This is a genomic window from Lysobacter enzymogenes, from assembly GCF_900106525.1.
Classification (GTDB): domain Bacteria; phylum Pseudomonadota; class Gammaproteobacteria; order Xanthomonadales; family Xanthomonadaceae; genus Lysobacter; species Lysobacter enzymogenes.
Map to the genome: position 1 here is coordinate 157,351 of NZ_FNOG01000006.1, position 24,093 is coordinate 181,443.

Annotated in this window: 21 protein-coding genes and 1 tRNA gene; 14 read left to right on the forward strand and 8 right to left on the reverse strand. The window is 70.9% G+C overall.

All coding sequences use genetic code 11. From position 1 onward, the window contains the following. Positions 1-67 precede the first annotated feature (67 nt). The 6 genes from BLU84_RS16145 to BLU84_RS16170 form a co-directional block, all read right to left on the reverse strand. Entirely contained in the window at positions 68-919 is an 852-nt protein-coding gene (locus BLU84_RS16145) for an STM4011 family radical SAM protein (RefSeq protein WP_074869516.1), read from the reverse strand. A 3-nt stretch (positions 920-922) separates the two neighbouring features. After that, positions 923-2,299: an STM4012 family radical SAM protein gene (locus BLU84_RS16150; protein WP_074869519.1), complete on the reverse strand. Its 1,377-nt coding sequence runs from the start codon at positions 2,297-2,299 to the stop codon at positions 923-925. After that, positions 2,296-3,129 (reverse strand): STM4013/SEN3800 family hydrolase, encoded by an 834-nt coding sequence (locus BLU84_RS16155; RefSeq protein ID WP_074869522.1) that lies wholly within the window; start codon positions 3,127-3,129, stop codon positions 2,296-2,298. Before BLU84_RS16155 ends, BLU84_RS16150 begins: the two co-directional genes overlap by 4 nt. After that, positions 3,122-4,267 carry an STM4014 family protein gene (locus BLU84_RS16160; protein WP_170849190.1) on the reverse strand — a complete coding sequence of 382 codons (1,146 nt, stop codon included), beginning with the start codon at positions 4,265-4,267 and terminating at the stop codon, positions 3,122-3,124. The genes BLU84_RS16155 and BLU84_RS16160 overlap by 8 nt, the downstream gene beginning before the upstream one ends. 25 nt (positions 4,268-4,292) lie before the next feature. Beyond that, positions 4,293-5,204, reverse strand: a complete 912-nt coding sequence (locus tag BLU84_RS16165) for an STM4015 family protein (protein WP_074869531.1) — start codon at positions 5,202-5,204, stop codon at positions 4,293-4,295. A 193-nt stretch (positions 5,205-5,397) separates the two neighbouring features. Next, entirely contained in the window at positions 5,398-6,795 is a 1,398-nt protein-coding gene (locus BLU84_RS16170) for a GntP family permease (protein WP_074869534.1), read from the reverse strand. Between the two features lie 230 nt (positions 6,796-7,025). On the opposite strand from BLU84_RS16170, the gene BLU84_RS16175 reads away from it, so the two are divergent. After that, the gene (locus tag BLU84_RS16175; RefSeq protein WP_233431165.1) at positions 7,026-9,284 is read left to right on the forward strand and encodes a TonB-dependent receptor; all 2,259 of its coding nucleotides are present in this window, start codon (positions 7,026-7,028) and stop codon (positions 9,282-9,284) included. A gap of 345 nt (positions 9,285-9,629) precedes the next feature. Beyond that, positions 9,630-12,962: a hybrid sensor histidine kinase/response regulator gene (locus tag BLU84_RS16180; protein WP_074869539.1), complete on the forward strand. Its 3,333-nt coding sequence runs from the start codon at positions 9,630-9,632 to the stop codon at positions 12,960-12,962. 327 nt (positions 12,963-13,289) lie between these two features. Here the strand turns inward: BLU84_RS16180 and BLU84_RS16185 are convergent, their stop codons facing one another. Further along, positions 13,290-13,952, reverse strand: a complete 663-nt coding sequence (locus BLU84_RS16185; RefSeq protein WP_074869544.1) for a response regulator transcription factor — start codon at positions 13,950-13,952, stop codon at positions 13,290-13,292. A gap of 122 nt (positions 13,953-14,074) precedes the next feature. On the opposite strand from BLU84_RS16185, the gene BLU84_RS16190 reads away from it, so the two are divergent. The 9 genes from BLU84_RS16190 to BLU84_RS16230 all read left to right on the forward strand — a co-directional run bounded on the left by BLU84_RS16190 (position 14,075) and on the right by BLU84_RS16230 (position 22,159). After that, positions 14,075-16,012 (forward strand): D-(-)-3-hydroxybutyrate oligomer hydrolase, encoded by a 1,938-nt coding sequence (locus tag BLU84_RS16190; protein WP_233431166.1) that lies wholly within the window; start codon positions 14,075-14,077, stop codon positions 16,010-16,012. 214 nt (positions 16,013-16,226) lie between these two features. After that, positions 16,227-16,841, forward strand: a complete 615-nt coding sequence (locus BLU84_RS16195; RefSeq protein ID WP_074870278.1) for a CDP-alcohol phosphatidyltransferase family protein — start codon at positions 16,227-16,229, stop codon at positions 16,839-16,841. Positions 16,842-17,061: 220 nt separating this feature from the next. Beyond that, positions 17,062-18,390, forward strand: coding sequence for a class III poly(R)-hydroxyalkanoic acid synthase subunit PhaE (gene phaE, locus BLU84_RS16200; protein ID WP_074869548.1), 1,329 nt, complete (start codon positions 17,062-17,064; stop codon positions 18,388-18,390). A gap of 1 nt (position 18,391) precedes the next feature. Further along, positions 18,392-19,462, forward strand: a complete 1,071-nt coding sequence (locus BLU84_RS16205; RefSeq protein WP_074869551.1) for a class III poly(R)-hydroxyalkanoic acid synthase subunit PhaC — start codon at positions 18,392-18,394, stop codon at positions 19,460-19,462. Positions 19,463-19,655: 193 nt separating this feature from the next. Beyond that, a complete protein-coding gene (locus BLU84_RS16210; protein ID WP_074869554.1) occupies positions 19,656-20,378 on the forward strand; it encodes an SGNH/GDSL hydrolase family protein in 723 nt (240 codons plus the stop codon). Beyond that, a complete protein-coding gene (locus BLU84_RS16215) occupies positions 20,375-20,752 on the forward strand; it encodes a DUF5329 family protein (RefSeq protein WP_074869557.1) in 378 nt (125 codons plus the stop codon). The genes BLU84_RS16210 and BLU84_RS16215 overlap by 4 nt, the downstream gene beginning before the upstream one ends. A 61-nt stretch (positions 20,753-20,813) precedes the next feature. Then, positions 20,814-21,017, forward strand: a complete 204-nt coding sequence (locus BLU84_RS16220; protein ID WP_074869562.1) for a PspC domain-containing protein — start codon at positions 20,814-20,816, stop codon at positions 21,015-21,017. A 24-nt stretch (positions 21,018-21,041) separates the two neighbouring features. Beyond that, positions 21,042-21,473, forward strand: coding sequence for a hypothetical protein (locus tag BLU84_RS16225; protein ID WP_233431167.1), 432 nt, complete (start codon positions 21,042-21,044; stop codon positions 21,471-21,473). A 125-nt stretch (positions 21,474-21,598) separates the two neighbouring features. Further along, the gene (locus tag BLU84_RS16230) at positions 21,599-22,159 is read left to right on the forward strand and encodes a hypothetical protein (RefSeq protein WP_074869569.1); all 561 of its coding nucleotides are present in this window, start codon (positions 21,599-21,601) and stop codon (positions 22,157-22,159) included. A gap of 244 nt (positions 22,160-22,403) precedes the next feature. Here the strand turns inward: BLU84_RS16230 and BLU84_RS16235 are convergent, their stop codons facing one another. After that, the gene (locus BLU84_RS16235) at positions 22,404-23,237 is read right to left on the reverse strand and encodes an NRDE family protein (RefSeq protein ID WP_074869571.1); all 834 of its coding nucleotides are present in this window, start codon (positions 23,235-23,237) and stop codon (positions 22,404-22,406) included. Between the two features lie 207 nt (positions 23,238-23,444). On the opposite strand from BLU84_RS16235, the gene BLU84_RS27235 reads away from it, so the two are divergent. The 3 genes from BLU84_RS27235 to BLU84_RS16245 all read left to right on the forward strand — a co-directional run bounded on the left by BLU84_RS27235 (position 23,445) and on the right by BLU84_RS16245 (position 24,091). Further along, complete coding sequence (locus BLU84_RS27235) at positions 23,445-23,774, forward strand: hypothetical protein (protein WP_145960038.1); 330 nt, start codon at positions 23,445-23,447, stop codon at positions 23,772-23,774. Positions 23,775-23,777: 3 nt separating this feature from the next. Next, positions 23,778-23,951: a hypothetical protein gene (locus BLU84_RS27240; protein ID WP_170849184.1), complete on the forward strand. Its 174-nt coding sequence runs from the start codon at positions 23,778-23,780 to the stop codon at positions 23,949-23,951. Positions 23,952-24,004: 53 nt separating this feature from the next. Further along, a tRNA-Leu gene (locus BLU84_RS16245) sits at positions 24,005-24,091 on the forward strand. Positions 24,092-24,093: the final 2 nt, after the last annotated feature.

Consider the following 24,093-nt stretch of genomic DNA (forward strand, 5'->3'; position numbering starts at 1 on the left):
GGGGGCGGGGCCGCTCGATGCGGCGGCCTGGGAGGATGAGGCGGCGGCCGGACGGTCGCCGCTACAGCTAGACGAACGAGGGCACGCGTTCCAGTACGCCGCCGGCGTAATCGCGTTGGAACGGCAGGTCCGGGCGGTGGGCGTAGCCGATGTAGCAGTCGCAGCGCGCGTTCGGGCAGGCGCGCGCGCGCAACTGCGCGGCGAAGCTGCCGTCGTAGAGGTTGCCCAGCGGCTCGGACACGAAATGGCAGCGGCGCACCTCGCCGTCGCCGTCGACCGAGACTACGTTCTCGCCGGTCAGGCAGGGCGCGCCGAAGCTCGGCGGGGGCGCGAGGTTGTAGCGGAAATGCGCGTCGATGGCCTCGATCCGGGCGATCTGGGCGGCATCGTAATAGTTCGGCGGGCGCGGGTCGAAGGCGTTGACCCACATCGGCGTCGCCGCCGGCAGCTCGCGCCGCATCGCCTCGATTTCGTCGAGGTCTTCGATCAGCCCGACCATGCCGACGCTGTGGCGCACGCCGCGCCGGCTCAGTTCGCGGCAGCGGGCGAGGAAGGCGGCGCGGGTCACCTGGGTCGGGTGGTAGGTGCACCACAGCGCGAGCTTGTCCAGGTCGGCCTGGTCGAGCCAGCGCAGGCCGACGCACAGGTTGGTCTGGATCGCGGCCCGTCGCACATGCGGCATGCGGCTCAGCGCGACCAGGGCGTCGCGGTAGTGGCGGCGCACCAGGCCCTCGCCCCAGGGGGTGAACAGCACCGACAGCTCCATGCGCTGCTGCCCGGCCCATTCGACGAAGCGGGCGAGGTCGGCGGCGTCGCGGCGCAGCGCCTCGCGGCTGTCGTAGGTCTTGGCGAACGGGCAGTAGCCGCAGTCGTAATTGCAACTGCTCAGGCGACCGCGATAGAGCAGGGACAGGTGCATGCGTCAGCCCAGGCGGTAGTCGCGCATGCGTTCGACGATGGCGGCCGAAGCCAGCCACGGGCCGATGGTGTCGGCGCGGGCGAGGCCGGCGTCGGTGAGTTCGATCAGCTCGCCGTTTTCCACCGCCAGCGCGTGTTCGAACAGTTCGCGCAGCTGCGGCAGCTGCTCCAGGCAGTCGGCGCCGAAGCGGCGGCGATAGTCGGCGCGGTCCAGGCCGGGGCGGATCAGCAGCGACTGGATCGCATGCCGGCGCCGGCGCTCTTCCTCGCCCAAGGCGATGCCGTAGTCGGCGGCGGCGAACGAGGCGGCGTCGCGTTCCAGGTAATGATCGAGGATCTCGGCGACGCTGCGCCGGGCTACCCCATACTCGCTGGAGTAATGCAGGGTCGAAGTGTACGAGCGCGCGCCGCAGCCGATACCGACCATGCCGTCGCTCTGGCAGCAGTACACCGGCGCGGCGATGTCGGGCGCGTGCGGCGCGCGGAACATGCGCATCGACACCTGCTCGTAGCCGGCGGCGAGCAGGCGGTCGCGGCCGGCTTCGTACAGCGCGAGGCGTTCGTCCATCGGCTCGGCCTGCAAAGGCAGGCGCGTGCCGGCCTTGGCTTCGATCCGGCCCAGGCCGGTCAGCGGGCGCACGTACAGCGGATACAGATACAGCTCCTGCGGGCGGTGTTCGAGCGCGCTGTCGATCGAGGCGAGGAAGCTGGCGACGGTCTGCCCGGCGATGCCGTAGATCAGGTCGAGGTTGAGCGTGGCGATGCCGGCGGCGCGGATCGTAGCGATGGCCTGCTCGACCACGGCGCGCTGCTGCGGCCGCACCAGCGCGCGCACTTCGGCCTCGCTGAAGCTCTGGATGCCCATGCTGACCCGGTCGATGCCGCGTTCGCGGCACAGCGCCATTTTTTCCGCGTCGACGGTTTCCGGCGAGACTTCGATGCCGGCCGGGATCGCGCGCAGGTCGATGCGGGCATGGCGCTCGACCATGTCGAACAAGCGCCGCAGCTGCGCCGCATCGAGATAGCTCGGGGTGCCGCCGCCGATGGCGAAGCGAACGAAGCGGTGCTCGCCGAGCGCCTCGCAGGTCGCGCGCAGCTGCTGCTCCATCTGTGCGAGGTAGCGCTCGACCTTGGCCGGTTCCGGCCGCGCCAGCGCGAACAGGTTGCAGAAGCCGCAGCGGTAGCTGCAGAACGGCACGTGCAGGTACAGGAACAGCGAATCGCGCGGCTCGCCGGCCCACAGCTCGCGCAGGCCGCGCGGCGGCTGCAAGGGGCGGTAGGCGGTCTTGTGCGGATAGGAATACGAATAGGCCTGGTACGGCGGCAGCCGCAACAGGTCGCTCAGGCTCGGTGCGGCGGTTTGGTGGACGACGGCGTTCATGGATCGATAAAGAAATGCGCGTAGGGCACGGTCATCACTGTGTCGTGGGCGAGGCGATGGCCGTGGAAGCCGTCCTCGCCGTAGGCGGTGCCGTGGTCGGAGCAGACGATGGCGAAGGCGCCGCCGCGCGCGCGCAGCGCGTCCAGCAGCGGCGCCAGCGCGGCGTCGACGTAGCGCAGCGCGGCGCGATGGCTGGCGTAGCCGTCGGCCTGCGCGCCGGGCAGGTAGTGGCGGTTGGGTTGGTGCAGGGCGGAGACGTTGATGAAGACGAAGCACGGCGTATCGCGCGCCTCGTCGCTGCCCAGGCGCTCGCAGGCCAGCGCGACCTGGCGCTGCGTCGAGTCCGCAGCGGTCACGCCCAGGCCGGGATGCCAGTGGCTTTCGTCGAACAGATCGGGAAACTGCGAGCCCAATGGGTTGCGCTTGTTGAAGAAGCCGACCCCGCCGATGCAGATCGTGCGATAGCCGGCGTCGCGCAGGCCCGAGACGATGTCGGCGCGGTCGCGGAACACGTGGGTGCCGGTGGCGGTGGTCTCGCTGCCTTCGAACTCCAGCGCGAACAGGCGCGGATGCGGCCCGGGCCGCGCCGGCGTGGGCAGGAAGCCGGCGAAGAACGCGGCGTGCGCGGCGTAGGTGAAGCTGCCGGGGGTATGGCGGCGTTCCCAACCCAGCGAGTGCAGATGCGCGGACAGCACCGGCAGTTCGCCGCGCTCGAAGCATTCCTGCGCGGCGTCGTAGCGCAGCGTGTCGAGGGTGATCAGCAGCAGGTCGCGCTGGCCGACCACGGCGCGCATGTCGGGATTGTCATAGCGGGCGCCGGGCTCAGGCATGGACGGGCTCCGGCGCGTGCGGCGCAAGCGGCGCGTCGGGCGCGGGCACCGCGCGCAGCAGGGCTTGGTCCTGGTAGGTGCTCAGGCCCTGCCAGGGCAGGTCGAGCAGCAGGTCGCCGAAGGCGTTGGCTTCCAGCACCCAACTGCGGCCCTCGCGCAGGATCAGGTCGAAACCGATCATGCGGCTGCGCGGGAACGCCATCGCCGCCTGTTGGGTCGCGGTTTCCAGCGCGTGCATGGCGGCATCGTCGAGCCAGTGCGCCAGCGCGCCGCGGCGGTTGCCCAGGTGCAGATTGGTCAGCGGGCCGCGGCCGACGCGGGCGACGCGGTGGCGCAGGAAACCGTCGAGCGCGACCGCGCGGATGTCGTAATGCGCGCCGCCGTAGCGATCGCCCTGGCTGCCGGGCGCGCGCGGCTTGGGAATCCAGCGTTCGACGTAGGCGCCCTGCGCGGCGATCGCGTCGATCAGTTGGGCGATGCGCGCGCCGTCGTCGTAGCGGCGCGGCTTGAGCGAATTGAACACCCGCGTGCGACCGCCGTCTTCGCTCAGCTCGGCCGAGCCATAGGCGGCTTCGCGCCCGCTGCGGTTGCGCCGGTACGCCAGCACGCCGGCGCCGGAGGAGCCGTATCGGGCCTTGACGAAGACTTGCCCGGCGTCGTGTTCGCGCAGCAGCGTTTGCAGCGATTCGTAGCCGTCGATTTCGCCCAGCAGCGGCGGGATCGCGATGCCCTGCGCGCGCAGGCGACGCTGGCAGGCGAGCTTGTCGCTCATGCCGGCGATGTCGTCGGGCGGGTTCAGATAGCCGGCGCGCGCGGGCAGGGCCTGCAGCAGTTCGCGAAAGCCGGCGTACCAATGGTGCTGGTGGGCCAGCTCGCCGTGTTCCAGCGGCTGCGGCGGCGCGCCGACGGCGCCGAGCGCGCGCCAGCCGCGTTCGATCAGCGCCGCGTGCAGGGCCGGCGCCTCGCCCGGCGATTCGATCTTGACCAGCGCGCGCGGCCGCGCAGCGATCTGCTCGGCCGCGCGTTGCGGCGCGGCGAGCAGGTCTTCGTAATGCAGCTCTTCGGCCGCGGCCACGCCGCGCTCGCGCAGCGCCTGTTGCAGCCCGCGCAGGCGACGGCTGCCGCGCGGGCCGATCAGCAGCCAGGCCGGCGGGGTCACGTCCTTACTCGGACACCGCCACGTAGCGGTCGCCGTCGTCCTCTTCTTCCGGATCGTCCAGCACCACCGCGCACGGCAGCGCGCGCAGCTTGGCCTGCCATTCTTCGGAGATGTAGTGATGGCTCAGATCGATGCGCTCCAGCGCGCCCAGGTGCGGGCTTTCGGCCAGCGCCTGCGCGCCGGCGTCGCCGATGGTGCCCAGCGACAGGTCCAGGCTCTGCAGCGAGCCCAGCCACGGCTGTTGCGCCAGCCACACGGCCAGTTCGTCGCTGATTTCCGAATCGCGCAGGCCCAGGTAGCGCAGGCGCTCGGGGCCGATCTTGGCGAGCAGGTTCTGATAGTCGGCCAGGCTGCCGTCGAACCCGTAGTTGTCGCTGCCCAGCCACAGCTCCAGATGCTTGAGCGCGGGCAGGGTGGAGCCGGCGACGGCGTCGACGATCTTGCTCGGCAGGCCGCCGCATTCGATCGCCAGTTCCTCCAGCGCGGCGTGCGAGAACGCCTGCAGCTCCAGGTTGGTCGAGCCGCGCACGCGCAGCGACTGCAGTTGCGGGTAGGCGGCCAGCAGCGGGTTGTAGGAGGTCTGGATGATCCAGGAGACCTCGCAGTCCTCGTAGGTCATGTCGCCGACGAACAGGGCGTTGAGCTTGGGCAGACGGGCGCGGTATTCGATCAGCGCGTCGAGGTAGCCCTGCGGGCCTTCGTCGTGGGCTTCGCTCCACGGGCCGACGATCAGCGTTTCCAGGCCGGCCGGGTCGACCTTGGCGAGGAAGTCGTCGAGCAGGTCGCGCTGGCTCTCTTCGCTGTCGTAGTCCTGAGTCAGCCGGTAGACCACGTCGCCGCCGTCGGGCGTGGCGCCCATGCGGAATTCGACGACGCGTTTGCCGCGGTAGATCTGCGAGTACTCGCCGATGGTCACGTGGGGCTCCTTGCCTGCGTTGGTAAACGAGGGCGAAGCATACCTAAGGAGCGAGGACTGTTGTAACCATCGCCGGCGGGCGGCTTTTGTGGGAGGGGCTTCAGCCCCGATGCTTTTCGCTCAGGTCGCGACGATCTGACACAAAAGCATCGGGGCTGAAGCCCCTCCCACAAAAAAGCCCCTCCCACAAACGTCAGACCAGGCCGGTGGCGTAGAACGTCGCGATCACCACGAACACCGCCGCGGTCTTGATCAGGGTGATCGCGAATACGTCCTTGTAGGCCTGGCGGTGGCTCAGGCCGGTCACCGCCAGCAGGGTGATGACCGCGCCGTTGTGCGGCAGGGTGTCCATGCCGCCGGAGGCCATCGAGGCCACGCGGTGCAGCACTTCCATCGGGATGCTGGCGGCCTGGGCGTTGGCGATGAAGGTTTCCGACATCGCCGCCAGGGCGATGCTCATGCCGCCGGAGGCCGAGCCGGTGATGCCGGCCAGGGCGGTCACCGTCACCGCTTCGTTGACCAGCGGGTTGGGAATCGCGCCGAGCGCGTTGGCGACCACCAAAAAGCCCGGCAGCGCCGCGATCACCGCGCCGAAACCGTATTCGCTGGCGGTGTTCATCGCCGCCAGCAGGGCGCCGCCGATGGCGGCCTTGCTGCCTTCGGCGAAGCTTTGGGTCACCGGCTTCCAGGCGAACGCCAGCACCGCGGCGATGCCCAGCAGCAGCGCGCCTTCCACCGCCCAGATCGCGGCGATCTTGGACACGTCCTGGACCACCGGCGCGGCGTCGCCGATCACCGCCGGGTCGAAGCTGTGCTGCTTGCCGTAGGCCTGCGGCAGCCAGGTGCTGAACAACTTGTTGGCCACGCCGACCACGACCAGCGGCGCGATCGCCACCAGCGGGTGGGCGAGCTTGCCGCCGGCGAACGGCGCCGGCTCGTTGAGCAACTGCGTGCCGTAGCCTTCGCCGGCCTTGAGCGCGGCGCGGCGGCGCCAGTTCAGATACGCAAGGCCGACGATCAGGATGAACACGCCGCCGATGGTGCCCAGGATCGGCGCGGCCCAGGTGTCGGTGCCGAAAAACGCGGTCGGGATGATGTTCTGGATCTGCGGCGTGCCCGGCAGCGCGTCCATGGTGAAGGTGAACGCGCCCAGGGCGATGGTGCCGGGGATCAGCCGCTTGGGGATGTCGCTCTGGCGGAACAACTCGGCGGCGAAGGGATACACCGCGAACACCACCACGAACAGCGACACGCCGCCGTAGGTCAGCAGCGCGCACACCGCGACGATGGCGAGCATGGCGCGTTCGCGCCCGACCAGGCGGATGGTCGCGGCGACGATGGATTTGGAAAAACCCGAAGTCTCGATCAGCTTGCCGAAGATCGCGCCGAGCAGGAACACCGGGAAATACAGCTTGAGGAAGCCGACCATCTTGTCCATGAACAGGCCGGTGAACATCGGCGCGACCAGCGACGGATCGGTCAACAGCACCGCGCCCAGCGCCGCCACCGGCGCGAACAGGATCACGCTGTGGCCGCGGTAGGCGACGTACATCAGGAAGCACAGCGCGGCCAGCACGATCAAAAACGCCATCGGTTCGGATTCCCCTCATTGCGGCGCGGGCGTCGGGCCCGGCTGCGCGCAGTGTCGGCAATGCGGGCGCGCGGCCGGCATTGTCCGAAGGTACAGCTGCCGGCCGCGGCGGCCGGCTCCTAGGCTGTGCGCCATGACGGGGGACTGCGCGGCGCGAGGGGCGCTGCGCGCGACTTCCGCACCCGCATTCGCATCTTTCGCATCGAGCTCCCGGGGGAGGGACAACCAACGTGATCCGCATCGACCGACACTCCCGCCACTACCACCGCGGCCGCCGCGCCGCGCTCGCCTCGGCCGTGGCCCTGGCGCTGCTGGCGCCGGCGGCCTGGGCGCAGGACGCCGCACCGGCCGCGGCCGAAGCCCGCGACGCCAAGACCCTGGGCGGGTTGACCGTCACCGCGCGCAAGCGCGAGGAAACCCTGCAGGAAGTGCCGGTGGCGATCACCGCGTTCACGCCCGAGGCGCTGGACCGGCTCAACATCGAGGACCTCAGCGACCTCGACGCGCAGGTGCCGAACCTGACCATCTACGCCGCGCGCGGTTCCAGCAGCACCATCACCGCCTACATCCGCGGCGTCGGCCAGTCCGATCCGCTGTGGGGCGTGGATCCGGGCGTGGGCATCTACATGGACGATGTCTACATCGCCCGCCCGCAGGGCGCGCTGCTGGACGTGTTCGACGTGGAGCGCATCGAAGTGCTGCGCGGCCCGCAGGGCACGCTGTACGGCAAGAACACCATCGGCGGCGCGATCAAGTACATCTCGCGCGGCCTGCCGACCCAGTTCGGCGGCTTCGCCTCGGTGACCGCGGGCAACTACGGCCAGCTCGACGTCAAGGCGGCGGTGGCCGGCCCGATCGGCGGCGCGACCCAGGGCGGCGACGCCACCTTGCGCGGCCGTTTGTCGGTGGCCAGCCTCAACCGCGACGGCTTCGGCAAGAACCGCTTCACCAACCAGGAGGTCAGCGACAAGGAAGTGCTGGCGCTGCGCGGCAGCCTCGGCGCCTACGTCAGCGACTCGCTCGACATCCAGTTCGCGTTCGACTGGATGGACGACCAGTCCGGCGTGCGCGGCGCCCGGATGCTCGCGCCCAACCGCTTCGCCCCGGGCCTGCTGCCGCTGGACGACCGCTACGACATCCGCAGCGGCATGCCCAACGTCAACGACACCACGATCAAGGGCGCCTCGGCCGTCGTCAACTGGCGCGCCAACGAGGACTGGACGTTCAAGTACGTGCTGGCCAAGCGCGAGTCCGACACCGAGACCAACATCGACTTCGACACCCTGCCGAACAAGATCGCCGACGTGAAGGCGTTCTACAGCGATCAGCAGGTCAGCCACGAGTTGCAGGCCAATTACGATGGCGGCGGCCGCGCGCGCGGCGTGATGGGCATCTACGCCTTCGACGGCGAAGCCGGCGGGCAGGTGCTCAACAACTTCTTCAACCTCAGCTTTGGCGACACTCAGGGCACGGTCTACACCGAGTCGTTGGCGTTCTACGCCGACTGGACGTTCGACCTGACCGACAAGCTCAAGCTCGACGTCGGCGCGCGCTACACCGACGAGGACAAGCGCGCCAAGGTGTTCAACCAGGGCTACCGCGACGCCAACTTCACCCTTCCCAGCGGCGTGATCGCGGCCAATTTCGACCGCAAGATCAACTTCAAGAACACCTCGCCGAAGGTCTCGCTGGACTACCAGTTGGCCCCGGACATCCTGGTCTACGGGCTGGCCACGCGCGGCTTCAAGTCCGGCGGCTACAACATCCGCGCCCAGGCCGCGGCGGTGCCGCGCTCGGCCGAGCCGTTCGACGACGAGGTCGTCGACAGCTACGAGCTGGGCAGCAAGATGGCCTTCTTCGACCAGCGCGTGTTCCTGAACCTGTCGTACTTCCACAACAAGTACAAGGACATCCAGCTGTCGGTGTTCACCGCCTACGACAGCAACGGCGACGGCACCAACGACGCGTTCTTCGGCGATTTCACCAACGCCGGCCAAGGCACGGTGCAGGGCCTGGAAGTCGAGTACCAGTGGCTGCCGAACCAGAACTGGCTGATCTCGGGCAACCTGGCCTGGCTGGACGCCAAGTACGACGAATTCATGTACGCCGGCGTCAACATCGCCAAGGAACAGGAATTCACCAACGCGCCCGAGTTCTCCGGTGCGCTCAACGTCGAGTACCGCACCGATCTGTCCGACGGCAGCAATCTGTCGGCGCGGGTGGGCTACAGCTACCAGAGCGAGGTGGTGGCGACCACCGAGATCGTGCGCACCGGCGCGCTGCCGATCACCCAGGACGGCTACGGCCTGGTCAACGCCGGCGTCACCTGGAAGAGCCGCGGCCCGTGGACGGTGTCGCTGCAGGGCAGCAACCTCGCCGACAAGGAATACCGCACCACCGGCTACAGCCTGAACTCGGCGCTGGGCGTGTACACCGGTTTCTACGGTCCGCCGCGCCAGTACTCGCTGACGGTCAAGTACGACTTCTGATTTCGTTCCAAGCAGGCATGGGGAGTGCGGCCGGGACGCCGCGTCGGGCCTGCGTCCGGGGGACGCAGGCCCGGGTTTTCCAAGGTGGCCGCGCACGATGCGCGGCCGCGGGGGTTTAGGGGCTGGGGCAGGGACGCCCCGCTCGCTTTTATGGCGGTCGGCGCGCAGCGAGTGTAGGAGCGGCGCGAGCCGCGACTGCGACGACGCAACTACGACGAATCTTTCGCCGCGCCTGGTGGCCCCGCGGTCGCGGCTTGCGCCGCTCCTACAGGTAGATACCGCGGCTGCGCTGTTCCGGGCTGCTTGCCGCCGCTATCCTGCGCCGATGCGCCGCACCTCATGCCCATGCTGAGCCTCACCGCCGTCGCCCTGGCCAGCTTGGCGTGGCTGGCGCTGATGTTCGGCACCGCGCTGTTCGCCGAACGCCGGCCGAACGTGCTGGCGCGCCACTGGCATCACATCTACGCGCTGTCGCTGGCGGTGCACTGCACCTCGTGGACTTTCTACGGCACCGTCACCCAGGCCGCGCGCTACGGCTGGCCGCTGCCGCCGACGTTTCTGGGCTCGATCCTGTTCTATGCGCTGGCCGTGGGCTTCATGGTCAAGCTGGTGCGGCTGGCGCGCGAGACCAACGCCACCTCGCTGGCCGACCTGATCGCGACCCGCCTGGGCAAGGACGCGTGGCTGGCGGCGCTGGTCACCCTGGTCGCCGCGCTCGGCCTGATCCCCTACATCGCGCTGCAGCTCAAAGCGGTGGCGATGAGCTTCGCCATGCTCACCACCCGCGCCACCGACGGCGCCGCATTGCCGGCCTGGCGCGACAGCGCGCTGTACGTGGCGCTGGCGATGGCGCTGTTCGCGATGCTGTTCGGCACCCGCCGCGCCAGCGCCGCCGAGCACAATCGCGGGCTGGTGCTGGCGATGGCGTTCGAGTCGGTGTTCAAGCTGGCGGCGATGCTGGCGCTGGGCGCGTTCGTCTGGTTCGGCCTGGACGCGCTGCCGCCGGCGCCGGCGATGCCCGCGCCGGCGAGCGATCCGGCCGGCGGTTTCTTCCCGCTGGTGCTGCTGGGCGCGCTGGCGATGTTCATCCTGCCGCACCAGTTCCATGTCGCCGTGGTCGAATGCCGCGACGAGCGCCACGTGCGCACTGCGCGCTGGCAGTTCCCGCTGTATCTGCTGCTGATCGCCGCGCCGGTGCTGCCGGTGGCGATGCTCGGCCAGCGCCTGCTCGGCGCGCAGGTGCCGTCGGATCTGTACGTCCTGGCGCTGCCGCTGGCGCAGGGCCAGCAGGCGCTGGCGCTGTTCGCGTTCCTCGGCGGGCTCAGCGCCGCCACCGGCATGGTCGTGGTCAGCACGCTGACCTTGAGCCTGATGATCGGCAACCACTGGTTCGCGCCGAACCTGCTGCGCGGCGCGTGGTCGCACAACCGCGACCTGCGCGGACGGGTGCTGGCGCTGCGCCGCGGCGGCATCGTCGCGATCATGCTGCTGGCCTGGGGCTATAGCCGTCTGATCGCCGGCAGCGAGGCGCTGGCCGATGTCGGCGCGGTGTCGTTCTCGGCGCTGGCGACGCTGGCGCCGGCGCTGGCGTTCGCGGTGTGGCGGCCGCAGACGCCGGCGCGCGCGGCCATCGCCGGCATCGCCGCGGGCTTTGCGGTGTGGTGCTGGACCTTGCTGCTGCCGATGCTGTTCGAAGCGCGCGGGGCGATGCCGGCCTGGGTGGTGCAGGGGCCGCTGGGGCTGGAGTGGCTGGCGCCGGAGCGTTTGTTCGGCCTGACCGGCTGGAGCCGGCTCGGCCGCGCGGTCGGCACCAGCCTGTTCGCGGGGACTCTGGTGACCGTGCTGGCGGCGCTGTGGCGGCGCGAGCCGGCGCGCGATGCGCGCCGCGGCCTCGACGCGCAGACCCTGCGCAACGCCGGCCTGCGCTTCCTGCCGCGCGAGCGCGTGGCGCAACTGCTCGACGGCGTGCCCACCGGCGCGCCGGTGGCGGCGGCGGTGGAAGCGGGGGTCGAGCGCGAACTGGCGGCGGTGCTGGGTTCGTCGTCGGCGCGGGTGTTGCTCGACGCGGCGCGGCGCGAGGCCGGGCGCGATCTCGACACGGTCGCCGCCATCGTCGGCGAGGCTTCGGCCGACCTGCGTTTCAACCAGCGCGTGCTCGAAGCGGCGCTGCAGAACATGAGCCAGGGCATCAGCGTGGTCGACGCGCAACTGCGCCTGGTGGCATGGAACCGGCGCTACGTCGAACTGTTCGATTTCCCGCCCGGACTGCTGCAAGTCGGCCGGCCGATCGCCGATCTGGCGCGCTGGGCGATGAATCGCCTGCCGTTCCAGGGCGATCTGGAGAGCGCGTTGCAGCGGCGCCTGGCGTACATGCGCGCGGGCACCGCGCACCTGTCCGAGCGCGTGCTCGCCGACGGCAGCATCCTGGAAATCCGCGGCAATCCGATGCCCGGCGGCGGCTTCGTCGCCACCTTTACCGATGTCACCGCGTTCCGCCGCGCCGAAGCCGGATTGATCCAGGCCAACGAAACCCTGGAACAGCGCGTGGCCGAGCGCACCGCCGACCTGGAAGTGGCCACCCAGGAAGCGCAGCGCGCCAACGAGGCCAAGAGCCGCTTCCTCGCCGCGGTCGGCCACGACCTGATGCAGCCGCTGCACGCCGCGCAGTTGTTCGCCGACGCGCTGAGCCAGCAAGCGCTCGACCCGGCCCAGCGCGACACCGTGGCGCGCATCGGCGGCGCGCTGGAATCCACCGGCGACCTGCTGACCGGCTTACTCGACATGTCGCGCCTGCAGGCCGGCGGGCTGGTGCCGCAGCCGCGCGAGTTTCCGCTGGCCGAAGTGCTCGATCCGCTGGCCGCGCAGTTCGCCGCGATCGCCGCCGCGCGCGGCCTGCGCTTTCGCTACGTGGCCACGCGCGCATGGACGCGCAGCGACCCGCAACTGCTGCGGCGGGTGCTGCAGAACTTCCTCGCCAACGCGGTGCGCTACACCGCGCAGGGGCGGGTGCTGCTGGGCGTGCGTCGCGCCGGCGACGGCCTGCGCATCGAAGTGCACGACACCGGCCCGGGCATCGAACCGGCCCAGCGCGAAGCGATCTTCGAGGAATTCCGCCGCGGCGAGGACGCGCCCGGGCAAGGGCTGGGCCTGGGCCTGTCGATCGCCGACCGCATCGCGCAATTGCTCGACGCACCGCTGAGCCTGCGCAGCCGGGTCGGCCGCGGCACCGCGTTCGGCGTGCGCGTGGCCGCGGTGCGCGCGGCGCAGGCGCCGCTGCCGGCCGGCGCGCGCGGCGCGCTGGCGGGGCTGCGCGTGCTCGCGGTCGACAACGACGCGCAGGCGCTGGCGGCGCTGAGCGAAGTGCTGCAGCGCTGGGGCTGCGAGGTCGCCCGCGCCGCCGACGAAGCCGGCGCGCGCGCGGCGCTGCGCGCGGCGCCGGCGCAGCTGTGGCTGTTCGACTACCACCTCGACCGCGACGACACCGGCGTGGCCCTGGCGCAACGCCTGGAGCCCGAGTTCGGCGCGACCCCGTGCCTGCTGCTCAGCGCCGACGGCGGCGCGCAGGTGCGCGCGGCGGTGCACGCGGCCGGGCGCTCGCTGCTGGCCAAGCCGGTCAAACCGCTGGCGTTGAAGTCGGTGCTCGACCGTCTGCTGGCCGCCGCCGCGGCGGCGCGCTGAACGGGTTGCGGGCGGCCCGGCGGCCAGGGCAGGGCGGTTCCAGGGGCGGTCTGAGGGCGCGAGCGGGGTTTCGCGACGACGGTCGAAAATCGGTTGGCGATTTTTTCGCCAAATCTGTTGCAACGCTTATGTAACAAAGGCTCCAGGGCCTTCCAACCCCTGCTGTCCGCAGGTTTGTCCACAGGCTGTGTGGACAACACCGCCGGTCGCGGTGAGCCCCGGAGAGCTTGACGTGAGCGTGGGTGAGCGGTTAGGCGGTCCGAATCGAGGCATCGGGATCGGCACGGCGATCGCGACGGAACCGCTCGCGCCGCTCGCCGCCGCCGGCTACTCGATCCGCCGCGCCGGATCGGCCAGTTCCAGCTCGCGCAGCACCACCCCGGCCTGGGTGCGGTTGCGCACGCCCAGGCGGTCGAAGATCGCCGACAGATGCGCCTTGACCGTGCGCTCCTGGACGTCGAGCCGGTCGGCGATCTGTTTGTTGAGCAAGCCCTGCGCGACCAGGCTCAGCACCCGGAACTGCTGCGGCGACAGGCTGGCCAGGCGCGAGGCGAGGTCGGCGTCGCCGCGCTCGCTGTGGGTGCGCGCGACCGCCGCGCGCAGCGAGGCCGGCAGCCATTGCTCGCAGGCCAACACCGCGCGGATCGCGTCGCGCAACTCGTCCAGCCCTGAGCTTTTGGGCAGGTAACCGGCGGCGCCGTGGTCGAGCGCGCGCCGGACCACGCGCGGATCGTCGTTGGCCGACACCACCGCCACCGCGGTGCCGGGAAACTGCGCGCGGATCGCGGCCAGCCCGGCCAGGCCGTGGTTGCCGGGCATGTGCAGGTCGAGCAGGACCAGGTCGATGCCGGGCTCGGCTTCCAGCGCGGCCAGCGCGTCGTCGAGGGTGCCGGCTTCGCGCACCACGGTCTCGGGCACCGCATCGGCGGCGGCCTGGCGCAGTGCGGCGCGGAACAGCGGGTGGTCGTCGGCGATCAGCAGGGTCGGCATCGGTTCAAGCCTAGCAGGCCGCGGGCGCGGCGCCGCGCGCAGAGGTGGCGGGCGCGGATTCATCGGGCACGGATGTACCAAAGTACGATGAGCGCGCGCCGGCGTAACGCTAACCTGCAACGATGAGCGCCTATTCCTTACCTGCCGCGGCCCTGGCCGCCTCCTTGCTGCTGGCCCTCGCGGCCGGCCCCGCCAGCGCCGCGCCGGCGCGCACCGCCGCCGCCAGGCCGGCCGCACAGGACTCCGCCGCGATGTACACGCAGGAACGCCAGACCGACCACCGCGAGCGCGACGACCTGCTGACCGCCGGCCTGGGCCTGGACGGCCTGCGCGCGATGGTGCCGCCGGCGTTCGCCGACGCCGCCCATCCCAGCGCCGCCGAACTGCGCCGGCGCGCGCTGTGGTCGAACTGGCGCGGCATCGCCGACCTCGCCCCGGGCGGCGGCTACGGCGAGCTCTACGGCAGCCTGGCCGCGGTGCCCGGACGCGAGTACAGCGCGTTCGCGCGCGTGCCCGGCGCGCATCAGCCGCATCGCGTGTTGGTCCAGGTGCCGGACGGTTTCGATCGCGACAAGCGCTGCATCGTGGTCAGCGCCTCGTCGGGTTCGCGCGGCATCTACGGCTCGATCGCCGTGGCCGGCGCCTGGGGCCTGCCGAAGGGCTGCGCGGTGGCCTACACCGACAAGGGCGCGGGCACCGATTACTTCGATCTCGACGCCGGCGTGGGCGTGCGCGCCGACGGCACCGTCGGCAAGCCCGGCGAGGGAGAACTGGCGTTCCTGCCCGACGCGCAGGCGCGCAAGGCCGGCGGCGTCGCGTTCAAGCACGCGCATTCGCAGGACAACCCCGAAGCCGATTGGGGCCGGCACGTGCAGCAAGCCGCGCGCTTCGCGCTGCGCGCGCTGGACCGCGCGTTTCCCGAGCAGGCGCCGTTCACCTGGGCCAATACGCGGGTGATCGCGGTCGGCATCTCCAACGGCGGCGGCGCGGTGCTGCGCGCGGCCGAACTGGACGAGGAACCGTGGCTGGACGCGGTGGTCGCCGGCGAGCCCAACGTCTATGTGCGCGGCGCGCGGCCGTTGTACGACTACACCACCCAGGCCGCGCTGCTGATGCCGTGCGCGCTGCTGCACAAGCCGCTGGGCGCGATGCCGGTGGCGCCGCTGACCGGCGACAGCGCGCAGTCGTTCTGCGATTTCGCCGCCGAGCACGGCTTGCTCGGCGAGGCCGCGCGCAGCGGCGACACCGCCGCGCGCGCGCAAGCCGCCTACGAGCGCATGCGCGGCGACGGCTGGAGCGACGACGCGCTGCGCGCCGGCGCGCTGTCGGTCAACTTCGATCTGTGGCGCGCGGTCGCGGCCACTTACGCCTCGGCCTACGGCCGCTACGCGCCGGCCGCGCGCGAGGCCGGCGCCGCGGCGAACCAGCCGTGGGTGAGTTACGTCTATTCGGCGGCGACGCCGGCCGGCCCCGACGCGCCGCCTGTGGCGCGCGCGGCCAGCGAGGCCGAGCGCGCGGCGTGGTGGGCCGACGCCAGCGGCATTCCGCCCGGCGCCGGCGTGCAGTTGTTCGGCCCGGCCGGCGCCTCGCGCCTGCAGGCGATGGCCGGCCTGCGCGAGCTGTGGACCGGCCAGCCGCTGCGCGCCGACGCCGACAGGGCGGCGCTGAAGGCCGCCGGCGAGCGCGTGCGCAAGGGCGTGGAGCAAACCCGCGCCGGCGCGCCGCGCAAGGGCTTGCCGGTGGTGGTGGTGCACGGCCTCGACGACGGCCTGATCCCGCCGGCGTTCACCAGCGCGCCGTATGTGGCGATGGCGCGCAAGGCCGGGGCGCGGGTGAGCTATTGGCAGGTCAAGAACGTCCAGCACTTCGACGCCTTCCTCGGCCTGCCGGCGCTGGGCGCGCGTTATCTGCCGCTGCTGCCTTACGTGTACGCGGCGCTGGACCGGGTCGATGCGCATCTGGCCGGCGGCGCGGCGCTGCCGGGCGATGCGGTGGTCGAGACCGTGCCGCGCGCGCAAGGGCAGGGCTTGCAGGCGCAGAACCTGGCGCTGCCGAAGTAAGCGAGCTGAACCGAACGCCTGAGCTCCGCGGGCCCGCGCGGCCCGCATCGCGCCGGGGCGCGTCGGTTTGGGCCGCATGCGACGCGATCGCCGCCTCGCAGACGCCGCGCGCGTCGCGCTTGCGACTTGCGCCCCTTGCGGCGCACGCGCCGGCTTTGGCAGGCTGAACGCCTTCGGGCGGCCGCGCGGCCGCCTCGCCACGGAGCTGCGCCGCATGCCGCGTCACTTTTCGATGCTCCGCGAGTTTCACCTCGCGGACTGGTTCACCCTCGCCAACGCCTTCTGCGGCACCGGCGCGATCTTCGCTGCGATGCGCTTCCTGCAGGACGGCGAGGTGCGCAACCTGATGATCGGCATGGCGCTGATCCCGCTGGCGTTCGTGTTCGACGCGCTCGACGGCCGGGTCGCGCGCTGGCGCAAGTCCTCGTCCACGCTCGGGCGCGAACTCGATTCGCTGGCCGATGTGATCTCCTTCGGCGTCGCCCCGGCCGCGCTGGCCTACGCCTGCGGCCTGCAGGGCGGCTGGGATTGGGTGGTGCTGAGCTATTTCGTCGGCTGCGGCGTCAGCCGGCTGGCGCGCTACAACGTCACCGCCGAAGCGCTGGCGGGCGATGAAGGCAAGGTCAAATACTTCGAAGGCACGCCGATTCCGACCAGCCTGCTGCTGGTGATCGTGCTGGCGGTGGCGGCGTGGCAGGGCGCGATCGGCGATCAGCTGTGGTTCGGCGGCGTGCGCATCGGCCCGTGGCTGTTCCATCCGATGGTGCTGATGTTCGCGCTGTCGGGATCGCTGATGATCAGCAAGACGCTGCACATCCCGAAACCCTGACCGCAGCCCTTGTAGGAGCGGCGCGAGCCGCGACCGCAGGGCTTCAATCTCGCGCCGCACGCCGCGATTCGCGGTCGCGGCTCGCGCCGCTCCTACAGGGAGCGACCGGATCTGCGCGTAAATCGCCACCCCGCGCGTTCACGCCGTTGTGTGCCTCACGACACAGGCAGCGCCCGGCAACACGCGGTTGCTATGATCGGGACAAACCCTGGAGGCGGCGATGGCGAATTTCGGTTTCGGCTCGAACAATCCCGGCGATTTCGGCGCCGGCTCAGCTTTCAACCCGCAGGACTTCGAACGCCTCGCACGTCAGTACTGGGGCGCATGGGGCGAGATGATGCGCGGCGCGCAGCCGCAGCAGCCCGCGCAGCCGTCGATGCCGGGCTGGAACGAGGCGCTGAACTGGTGGTCGCAACTGGCCCGCGGCGGCGCCCAGCCGCAGGTCGAGGATACGCTCGACCGCTTCAACAGCCAGGCGCGCGGCTGGTTCGGCGAAATTCAGAAACTGGCCGCGCAGTTCGCCGGCCGCGACGCCTCGGCCGGCGACATCGCCGGCGCCTGGAAGCAGGCGCTGGGCGGGCAGGGCGCCAATCCCTTCGCCGACGTGTTCGGCGCGATGCGCGGCCCGGGCCAGCAGGATTTCGCGCGCTGGGTCGAACAGGTCAAGCCGCTGCTGGAGCGCTTCCAGCACGGCGGCAGCAGCCTGCTCGGCCTGCCCGCATTCGGTTTCGCGCGCGAGCACCAAGAGCGCGTGCAGCAACTGGCCCAGTCCTATCTGAACTATCAGCAGCAAAGCCAGGCCTACAACGGGCTGATGGCCGAGGCCGGCCAGGACGCGTTCAAGCGCTTCGAGGACAAGCTGGCCGAACGCAGCGAGCCGGGCCGTCAGATCGGCAGCGCGCGCGCATTGTTCGACCTGTGGATCGACGCGGCCGAGGACGCCTACGCCGAGATCGCGCTGTCGCCGCGTTTCCGCGACGCCTACGCGGCGCTGGTCAATTCGCAGATGCGTTTGCGCGCCGGCGTGCAGAAGGAAATCGAGCAGGCCAGCGGCCAGTACGGCATTCCCACCCGCACCGAGATCGATGCGGCGCACCGCAAGATCGTCCAGCTCGAGCGCGAGTTGCGCCGCCTGCGCGACGAGGTGTTGCAGTTGCGCGGTAACGACAACGCGGGCGAGGCCGCCGCCAAGCCGCGGCCGGCGGCGAAGAAAAGCGCCGCCCAGCCGAAGCCGCGCGCGGCGCAGGCCGCCGCGTCCGCGCCCAGCGTTTCGGCCGCTGCGGCGGCCAAGCCCGCTGTCGGCAAGCCGGCCGCTTCCAAGCCGGCCGCTTCCAAATCCGCAAGCGCGAAACCTGCGGCCAAGAGCGCGGCCAAGAAAACCGCGATCGCCCGCCCGCAGCCGCCGGCCAAGCCCGCAGCGGTGAAGTCCACCGCGACGAAGGCCGCTGCCAAACCCGCCGCCGCCAAGGCGGCCGCGCCGTCCAAGCGCGCCGCTGCGGCCAAGCCGTCGCTGAAGCTGGGCAAGTCCGCCAAGCAGGGAGCGCGCTGAGATGACCGCACCGATCAACTTCACCGCCGAATCATTGGCCCAGGAAGCGCTCACCGCCCAGCGCAAGCTCAGCGCCGGGCTCGACACGCTGCAGGAAGTCGACAACATCGACTACGGCGCGACCGCGCGCGAGGAAGTCTGGCGCGACGGCAAGGTCGTGCTGTACCGCTTCCGCGGCGAGCACGCGCCGACCGCCAAGGCGCCGCTGCTGATCGCCTACGCCCTGGTCAACCGGCCGTACATGGTCGACCTGCAGGCCGACAAGTCGATCGTGCGCGGCCTGCTCGAGCGCGGCCAGGACGTGTACATCCTCGACTGGGGCTATCCCGACCGCTCCGACCGTTATCTGGAGCTGGAGGACTACATCCAGCGCTTCCTCGGCGGCGCCGTCGACCATCTGCGCCGCGAGTACCGCCAGGACGCGATCAACCTGCTCGGCATCTGCCAGGGCGGCGCGTTCTCGCTGTGCTACAGCGCGTTGAATCCGGCCAAGGTGCGCAACCTCATCACCATGGTCACGCCGGTGGATTTCCACACCCGCGACAACATGCTGTCCAACTGGACCCGCGGCCTGGACGTGGACCAGTTCGTCGACACCCTCGGCAACGTCCCGGCCGACGTCATGAACTGGTGCTACCTCACGCTCAAGCCGTGGCGGCTGTTCGTGCAGAAGTACGTCGGCCTGATCGACATCCTCGACGACAAGCGCGCGCTGGAAGATTTCCTGCGCATGGAAAAGTGGATCTTCGACTCGCCCGATCAGGCCGGCGAAGCCTTCCGCCAGTTCATCAAGCAGTTCTACCAGGGCAACGGCTTCGTCAACGGCGGCATCGACATCGGCGGGCGCGCGGTCGACCTGGGCTATGTCGACATGCCGGTGCTCAACATCTACGCCGAGCAGGACCATCTGGTGCCGCCGGCGGCGTCGAAGGCGCTCAAGGATCTGGTCGGCAGCGACGACTACAGCGAACTGTCGTTCAAGGGCGGCCATATCGGCATCTACGTCTCCGGTCGCGCCCAGCGCGAAGTGCCTGGCGCGATCCACGACTGGCTGACCCAGCGCTCGCGCTGAAGCCTCGCGCCCATCGGCCCGCGATGCGCTTGCATCGCGGGCCGGCTTGCGCTTTCTGACCAAGCGCAACGCTTGCGGGAGGCCCTTTCTGTGGAGGGCCTACAGGCCCGACGCCTTGCGTTCCGATCGCCGCGCCCCTGCCGCCTTAACGCACTCCCGGTTACTCTTCCCGCATCCCCAACGGAGCCCGCGAATGCGCCGTGTCCTGCTGCCGCTGCTGCTGATCCTGCTTGCCGCCTGCGCGTCCGCGCCGCCGCACAACGCCGCCCACGCCGAACTCCCCACGCCCGCCGGCACCGCGCCGCGCGACCCGGCCGAATGGGAACCCACCGTGCGCGCCTGGGAAGCCGAAGACGCGCGCGTGCGCCGCATGCCCGGCGCGGTGGTGTTCGTCGGCAGTTCCTCGATCCGGCTGTGGACCACGCTGGCCGACGATTTCCCCGGCGTGGTCCTGATCAACCGCGGCTACGGCGGCTCGCGCGCTTATGATGCGGTCTACTTCGCCGACCGCATCGTCAACGCCTACCAACCGCGCGCGGTGGTGTTCTACGCCGGCGAGAACGACTTGCACGAAGGCCGCACCCCGCGCCAGGTGCGCGACGATTTCGCCGCGTTCGTGCGCAAGGTCCAGGCGGCGACGCCGAAGGTGCGCATCGCCTTCGTCTCGATCAAGCCCAGCCCGTCGCGCGCGGCGATCCTGCCGCAGGTGCGCGAGGCCAACGCGCTGGTGCGCGATTTCGCCCGCGGCGTGCGCGGCGTCGATTACCTCGACACGTTCACGCCGATGCTCGGCGCCGACGGCGCCGCGCGCGAGGAGCTGTTCGTCGGCGACCGTTTGCACATGAACCGCACCGGCTACGAACTGTGGACCGGCGTGGTCGGTGCGTGGTTGGCCAAGCTGCCGGCGCCGCGATGAACGCGAAACTCGCCATCGCTGCCTTGTCGCTCGCGCTGCTCGGCGCGGCCACTGCGGCCCAGGCCGCGCCTTCGCCGCAGGCCGAGCGCGAAACCGAGCGCCTGATCCAGGCGCTCGGCCAGTCGGGCTGCCAGTTCGAACGCAACGGCAGTTGGTACGACGCCGCCCAGGCGCAGGAGCACCTGCGCAAGAAACTCGCCTACCTGCGCAAACGTGGCCTGGCCGACACCGCCGAGCTGTTCATCGAGCGCGGCGCCAGCCAGAGCAGCTTCAGCGGCCAGCCGTACCACGTGCGTTGCGGCAAGGCCGCGGCGACGACCTCGGCGGCGTGGCTGCAAGCCAAACTCGTTCAGCTACGCGCGGCGGCGCCGTAGACGCCGCCGTCGCTTCGACGCGCTAGACTGCCCGCGAGTCCCGCCGGAGCGCCCGCAAGCGATGAGCAGCGCCACCCGAACCCTGTGCCGGTCGCGCCACGACCGCATGATCGCCGGCGTCTGCGGCGGTCTGGCCCTGCGCCTGCGCTGGAACCCGGTGCTGGTGCGCGCGGGCTTCGTCGTGCTGGCCTTGGCCACCTTCGTGTTGCCGGTGGCGCTGGCGTATCTGGTGCTGTGGCTGTTGATGCCCGAAGAGGGCTGCTGACTGAGCGCGCCGCTGCCAAGCGCGTTGCGCGCGGCCGGCACCACGCTCGGCCTGATCTGGACCTCGCCTGTCACCGCGGCCGGCCTGCTCGCCGGCCTGCTGGCGCTGCCGTTCGGCGCACGCGCGCGGCTGCGCCGGCGCGATCTGGCCCTGGTGTTCCAGCACTGGCCGTGGGGGCCGGGCGGGGCGATCACCCTGGGCAACGTGATCCTGCACACCGGCGGCGATCTGGATTCGCCGTGCCACACCTACGCCCACGACGCCGGCCACGGCGAAGAGCCGCCGATCTGCCTGGCCGATCACGAACGCGCCCATGTCTACCAGTACATGGTGCTGGGGCCGCTGTTCCTGCCGCTGTACCTGGCGTGCGGCGGCATCAGCGTGCGCAACCGCTTCGAGCGCGCGGCCGATCGCTACGCCCGCACCGGCCGCGGCTGGTGGCCCTGGCCGGGCTGAGCGCGTGCGCCGCGGCGTGAGCCGTTTTGCGCATCGAACGCGAGTACCTCGAAGCCGGCGCCGCGATGCGCCGGCCCGGCGTCCACGACGGACGCCGCGAACCGCATCCGACGAGGACACAACCGATGACGTTCAAAGCGATCGCGCTGGCGCTGATCGGCGCCGCCGCTGTGGCGCACGCCGCCGCGGCCCAGGCCCAGACTTCCTACAGCCAGGGCCCGTTCGCCAGCGAGCAGGCGCTGGGGGCGTACTGGCAGGGCCAGAACTTCGGCCAGACCGAGATCTTCCTGGACGGCCGCAAGGTCCACGCGCGCACCACCGGCTTCGGCCCGCCGCTGACCGAGATGTACTTCACCTGCAAAAACTCCAGTCTCGACATCCGCGTGCATTGCGGCCACTACAAGGATCCGGACTACGACCTGGCCGGCCTGATCGATCTGTTCGACACCAACAACCACACCCGCCCGGCGTACCTGCGCGACGCCTATCTGGACGGCCAGTTGTTCGTGGATATCGCCAGCAGCACCAACGGCACCGGTTCGTACTGGAAGACCTGCATCGGCGATCCCAGCCGCAACTATCCCAGCGGCATTCCGTACTACCTGTTCCAGGCGGTGGTCCCGGGTTTCAGCCCGGCGCCACCGGTGCCCAAGTGCCCGCCGCGTTCGTCGCAAAAGCTGCGGTGAGCCTGAACCGGCCGCGCGCAGGCGCGATTATCGTCGCGCTCACGCGGGTTTGACCGCTGCCTAACGCGGCCGGCGCTAGGCTGCGGGCGTCGGAGAAAAACCAGCGGATTAACCTCTTTCGCTGGAGCCGCTCCGACAACGGAAGGCCCGGACACCCGAGGAACACCTCGAGGCCTGGGCCTTCTCATTTCTGCGGGATCGAGCGCGCAGCGCGACCTGCGCGAACGACTGCGCTTGCGTCCCGCTACGCGCCGATGCGCAGACGCACCGCGCTTTCGCCGCCGTGCGCGCCGCCCGGCCCGTAGCGCCGCTCGATGAAGTCGATTCCGTCCGCGTCGATCAGCACGATGGTGCTGCAGCGCGTGCCGTAGGTGTCGCCGAGCACGAACGGCGGCGACAGCAAACGCTCCAGCTCCAGACCGACGCCGGTATCGGGCAGGGCTTCGTCCGGCGCGATGGTGGTGTCGGCCATCGCCGCCAACAGCATCGCCAGGCCTGGATCGGCGCTGGACGGCGCGCCGTCGTCGCCGCGCGACGGCGGTTGCCGCGACGCCGGCGAATCCAGCCACGCCGACAGCGCGCGCGTGGCCAGGCCGCTCTTGGGCCAGGCCGCGTCGAAGGCGCCGTTGGTCATCGCGTGCACGCCGGCAGCGACGGCGAAGGTCTGGAACGGGCCGTGGCCGGCCGGCGGATGGTTGCTGCCGAAGCGCAACTGCGCGCCGTCCCACAGCAACAGATTGAAGCGGCCGAACTGCGCCGCCGGCGCGCGCAGCGTTTCCAGATACTGCTCGGCGCTCATCGACCCGCGCACGAATTCGCGCACCAACGCGCCGCGCGAACGCGGCGCGGTTTCGAGCTGGCGCCCGTCGCGCACGTTGGTCACCGCGGCCAGGCGGCCGCGCGCGGACACCATCAGCCAACTGCCGCCTTGCGACAGGTCGCGGCCGCCGAAGACCTGCGGGTCGTCGGGGTCGGCGCCGGCGGGCGCGGTCGGGCGGGCGTGCGCTTCGTCGCGGTTGGCGATCAACGCCAAGCGGTAGCGGGGATGGTGTTGCCAGGCGAGGGCGATCAGGCACATCGGCGCATTCTAGTCCCGCCATCGCCGCATAGTTGCTCACAGCCGCGCGCGCGCCACAACCGGCAAGCGACCGATCGGCACACGGACCTATGGCAGAGGCCGCCGCGGCGCGCTGGCCATATTCTGGCCACCGTCTCATCGACTGAGACCCGCCCCCGTTTTCCTAGCCGGCTTGTCGGCCAGCCGGCTCAGAGGGGAGGGCAATCGATGAATCGTGGCGCCAGGATGTCGTTGCAGTTGTTCGCGCCGGCCGCGGTGGTGGCCGCGCTCGCGCTCGCGGCCGGGATCGTGTCGGCCGACGCCGGCGCGGCCGCGCTGCCGGGCGGGTCGTATGCGCGGCTGGCGCAGTGCCTGCAGTTGGGCGGTCTCGGCACGGCCGCGACCATGCTCGTCCATTCGTTCTGGCGCCTGTGGCGCTGGGAACGCGGCAGGGAGCCGCAATGCCCGTGCGGTGGCCTGTTGTCGCGGCCGCGGCGCAGCCGCCACGGGCGCCTGCGCCGTTGCCTGGGATGCCGCCGCCCACATCCGGAGACCTGACCCATGCTCACCGCCGCCGCCATCCGTTGCACCGTCGGCCTGTGGCCGCTCGCGGCGGCCGGCGCCGCAGCGGGCGAGGCCGGCGCCACCGAAACGGCCGCGCGCAGCGACCGCGACCGCGCGGCCGCGCCGCCGGCCGCGCCCGAACCTCCAGGCGAACCGCCGCGTCCGAACTGACCGCGACGGGGGCAGACGCCGGCCTTCGAGCTGGGTATAATGCGCGGCCCGCTGCCGGAGTGGCGGAATCGGTAGACGCAGCGGACTCAAAATCCGCCGCCCTTAAAAGCGTGTGGGTTCGAGTCCCACCTCCGGCACCACA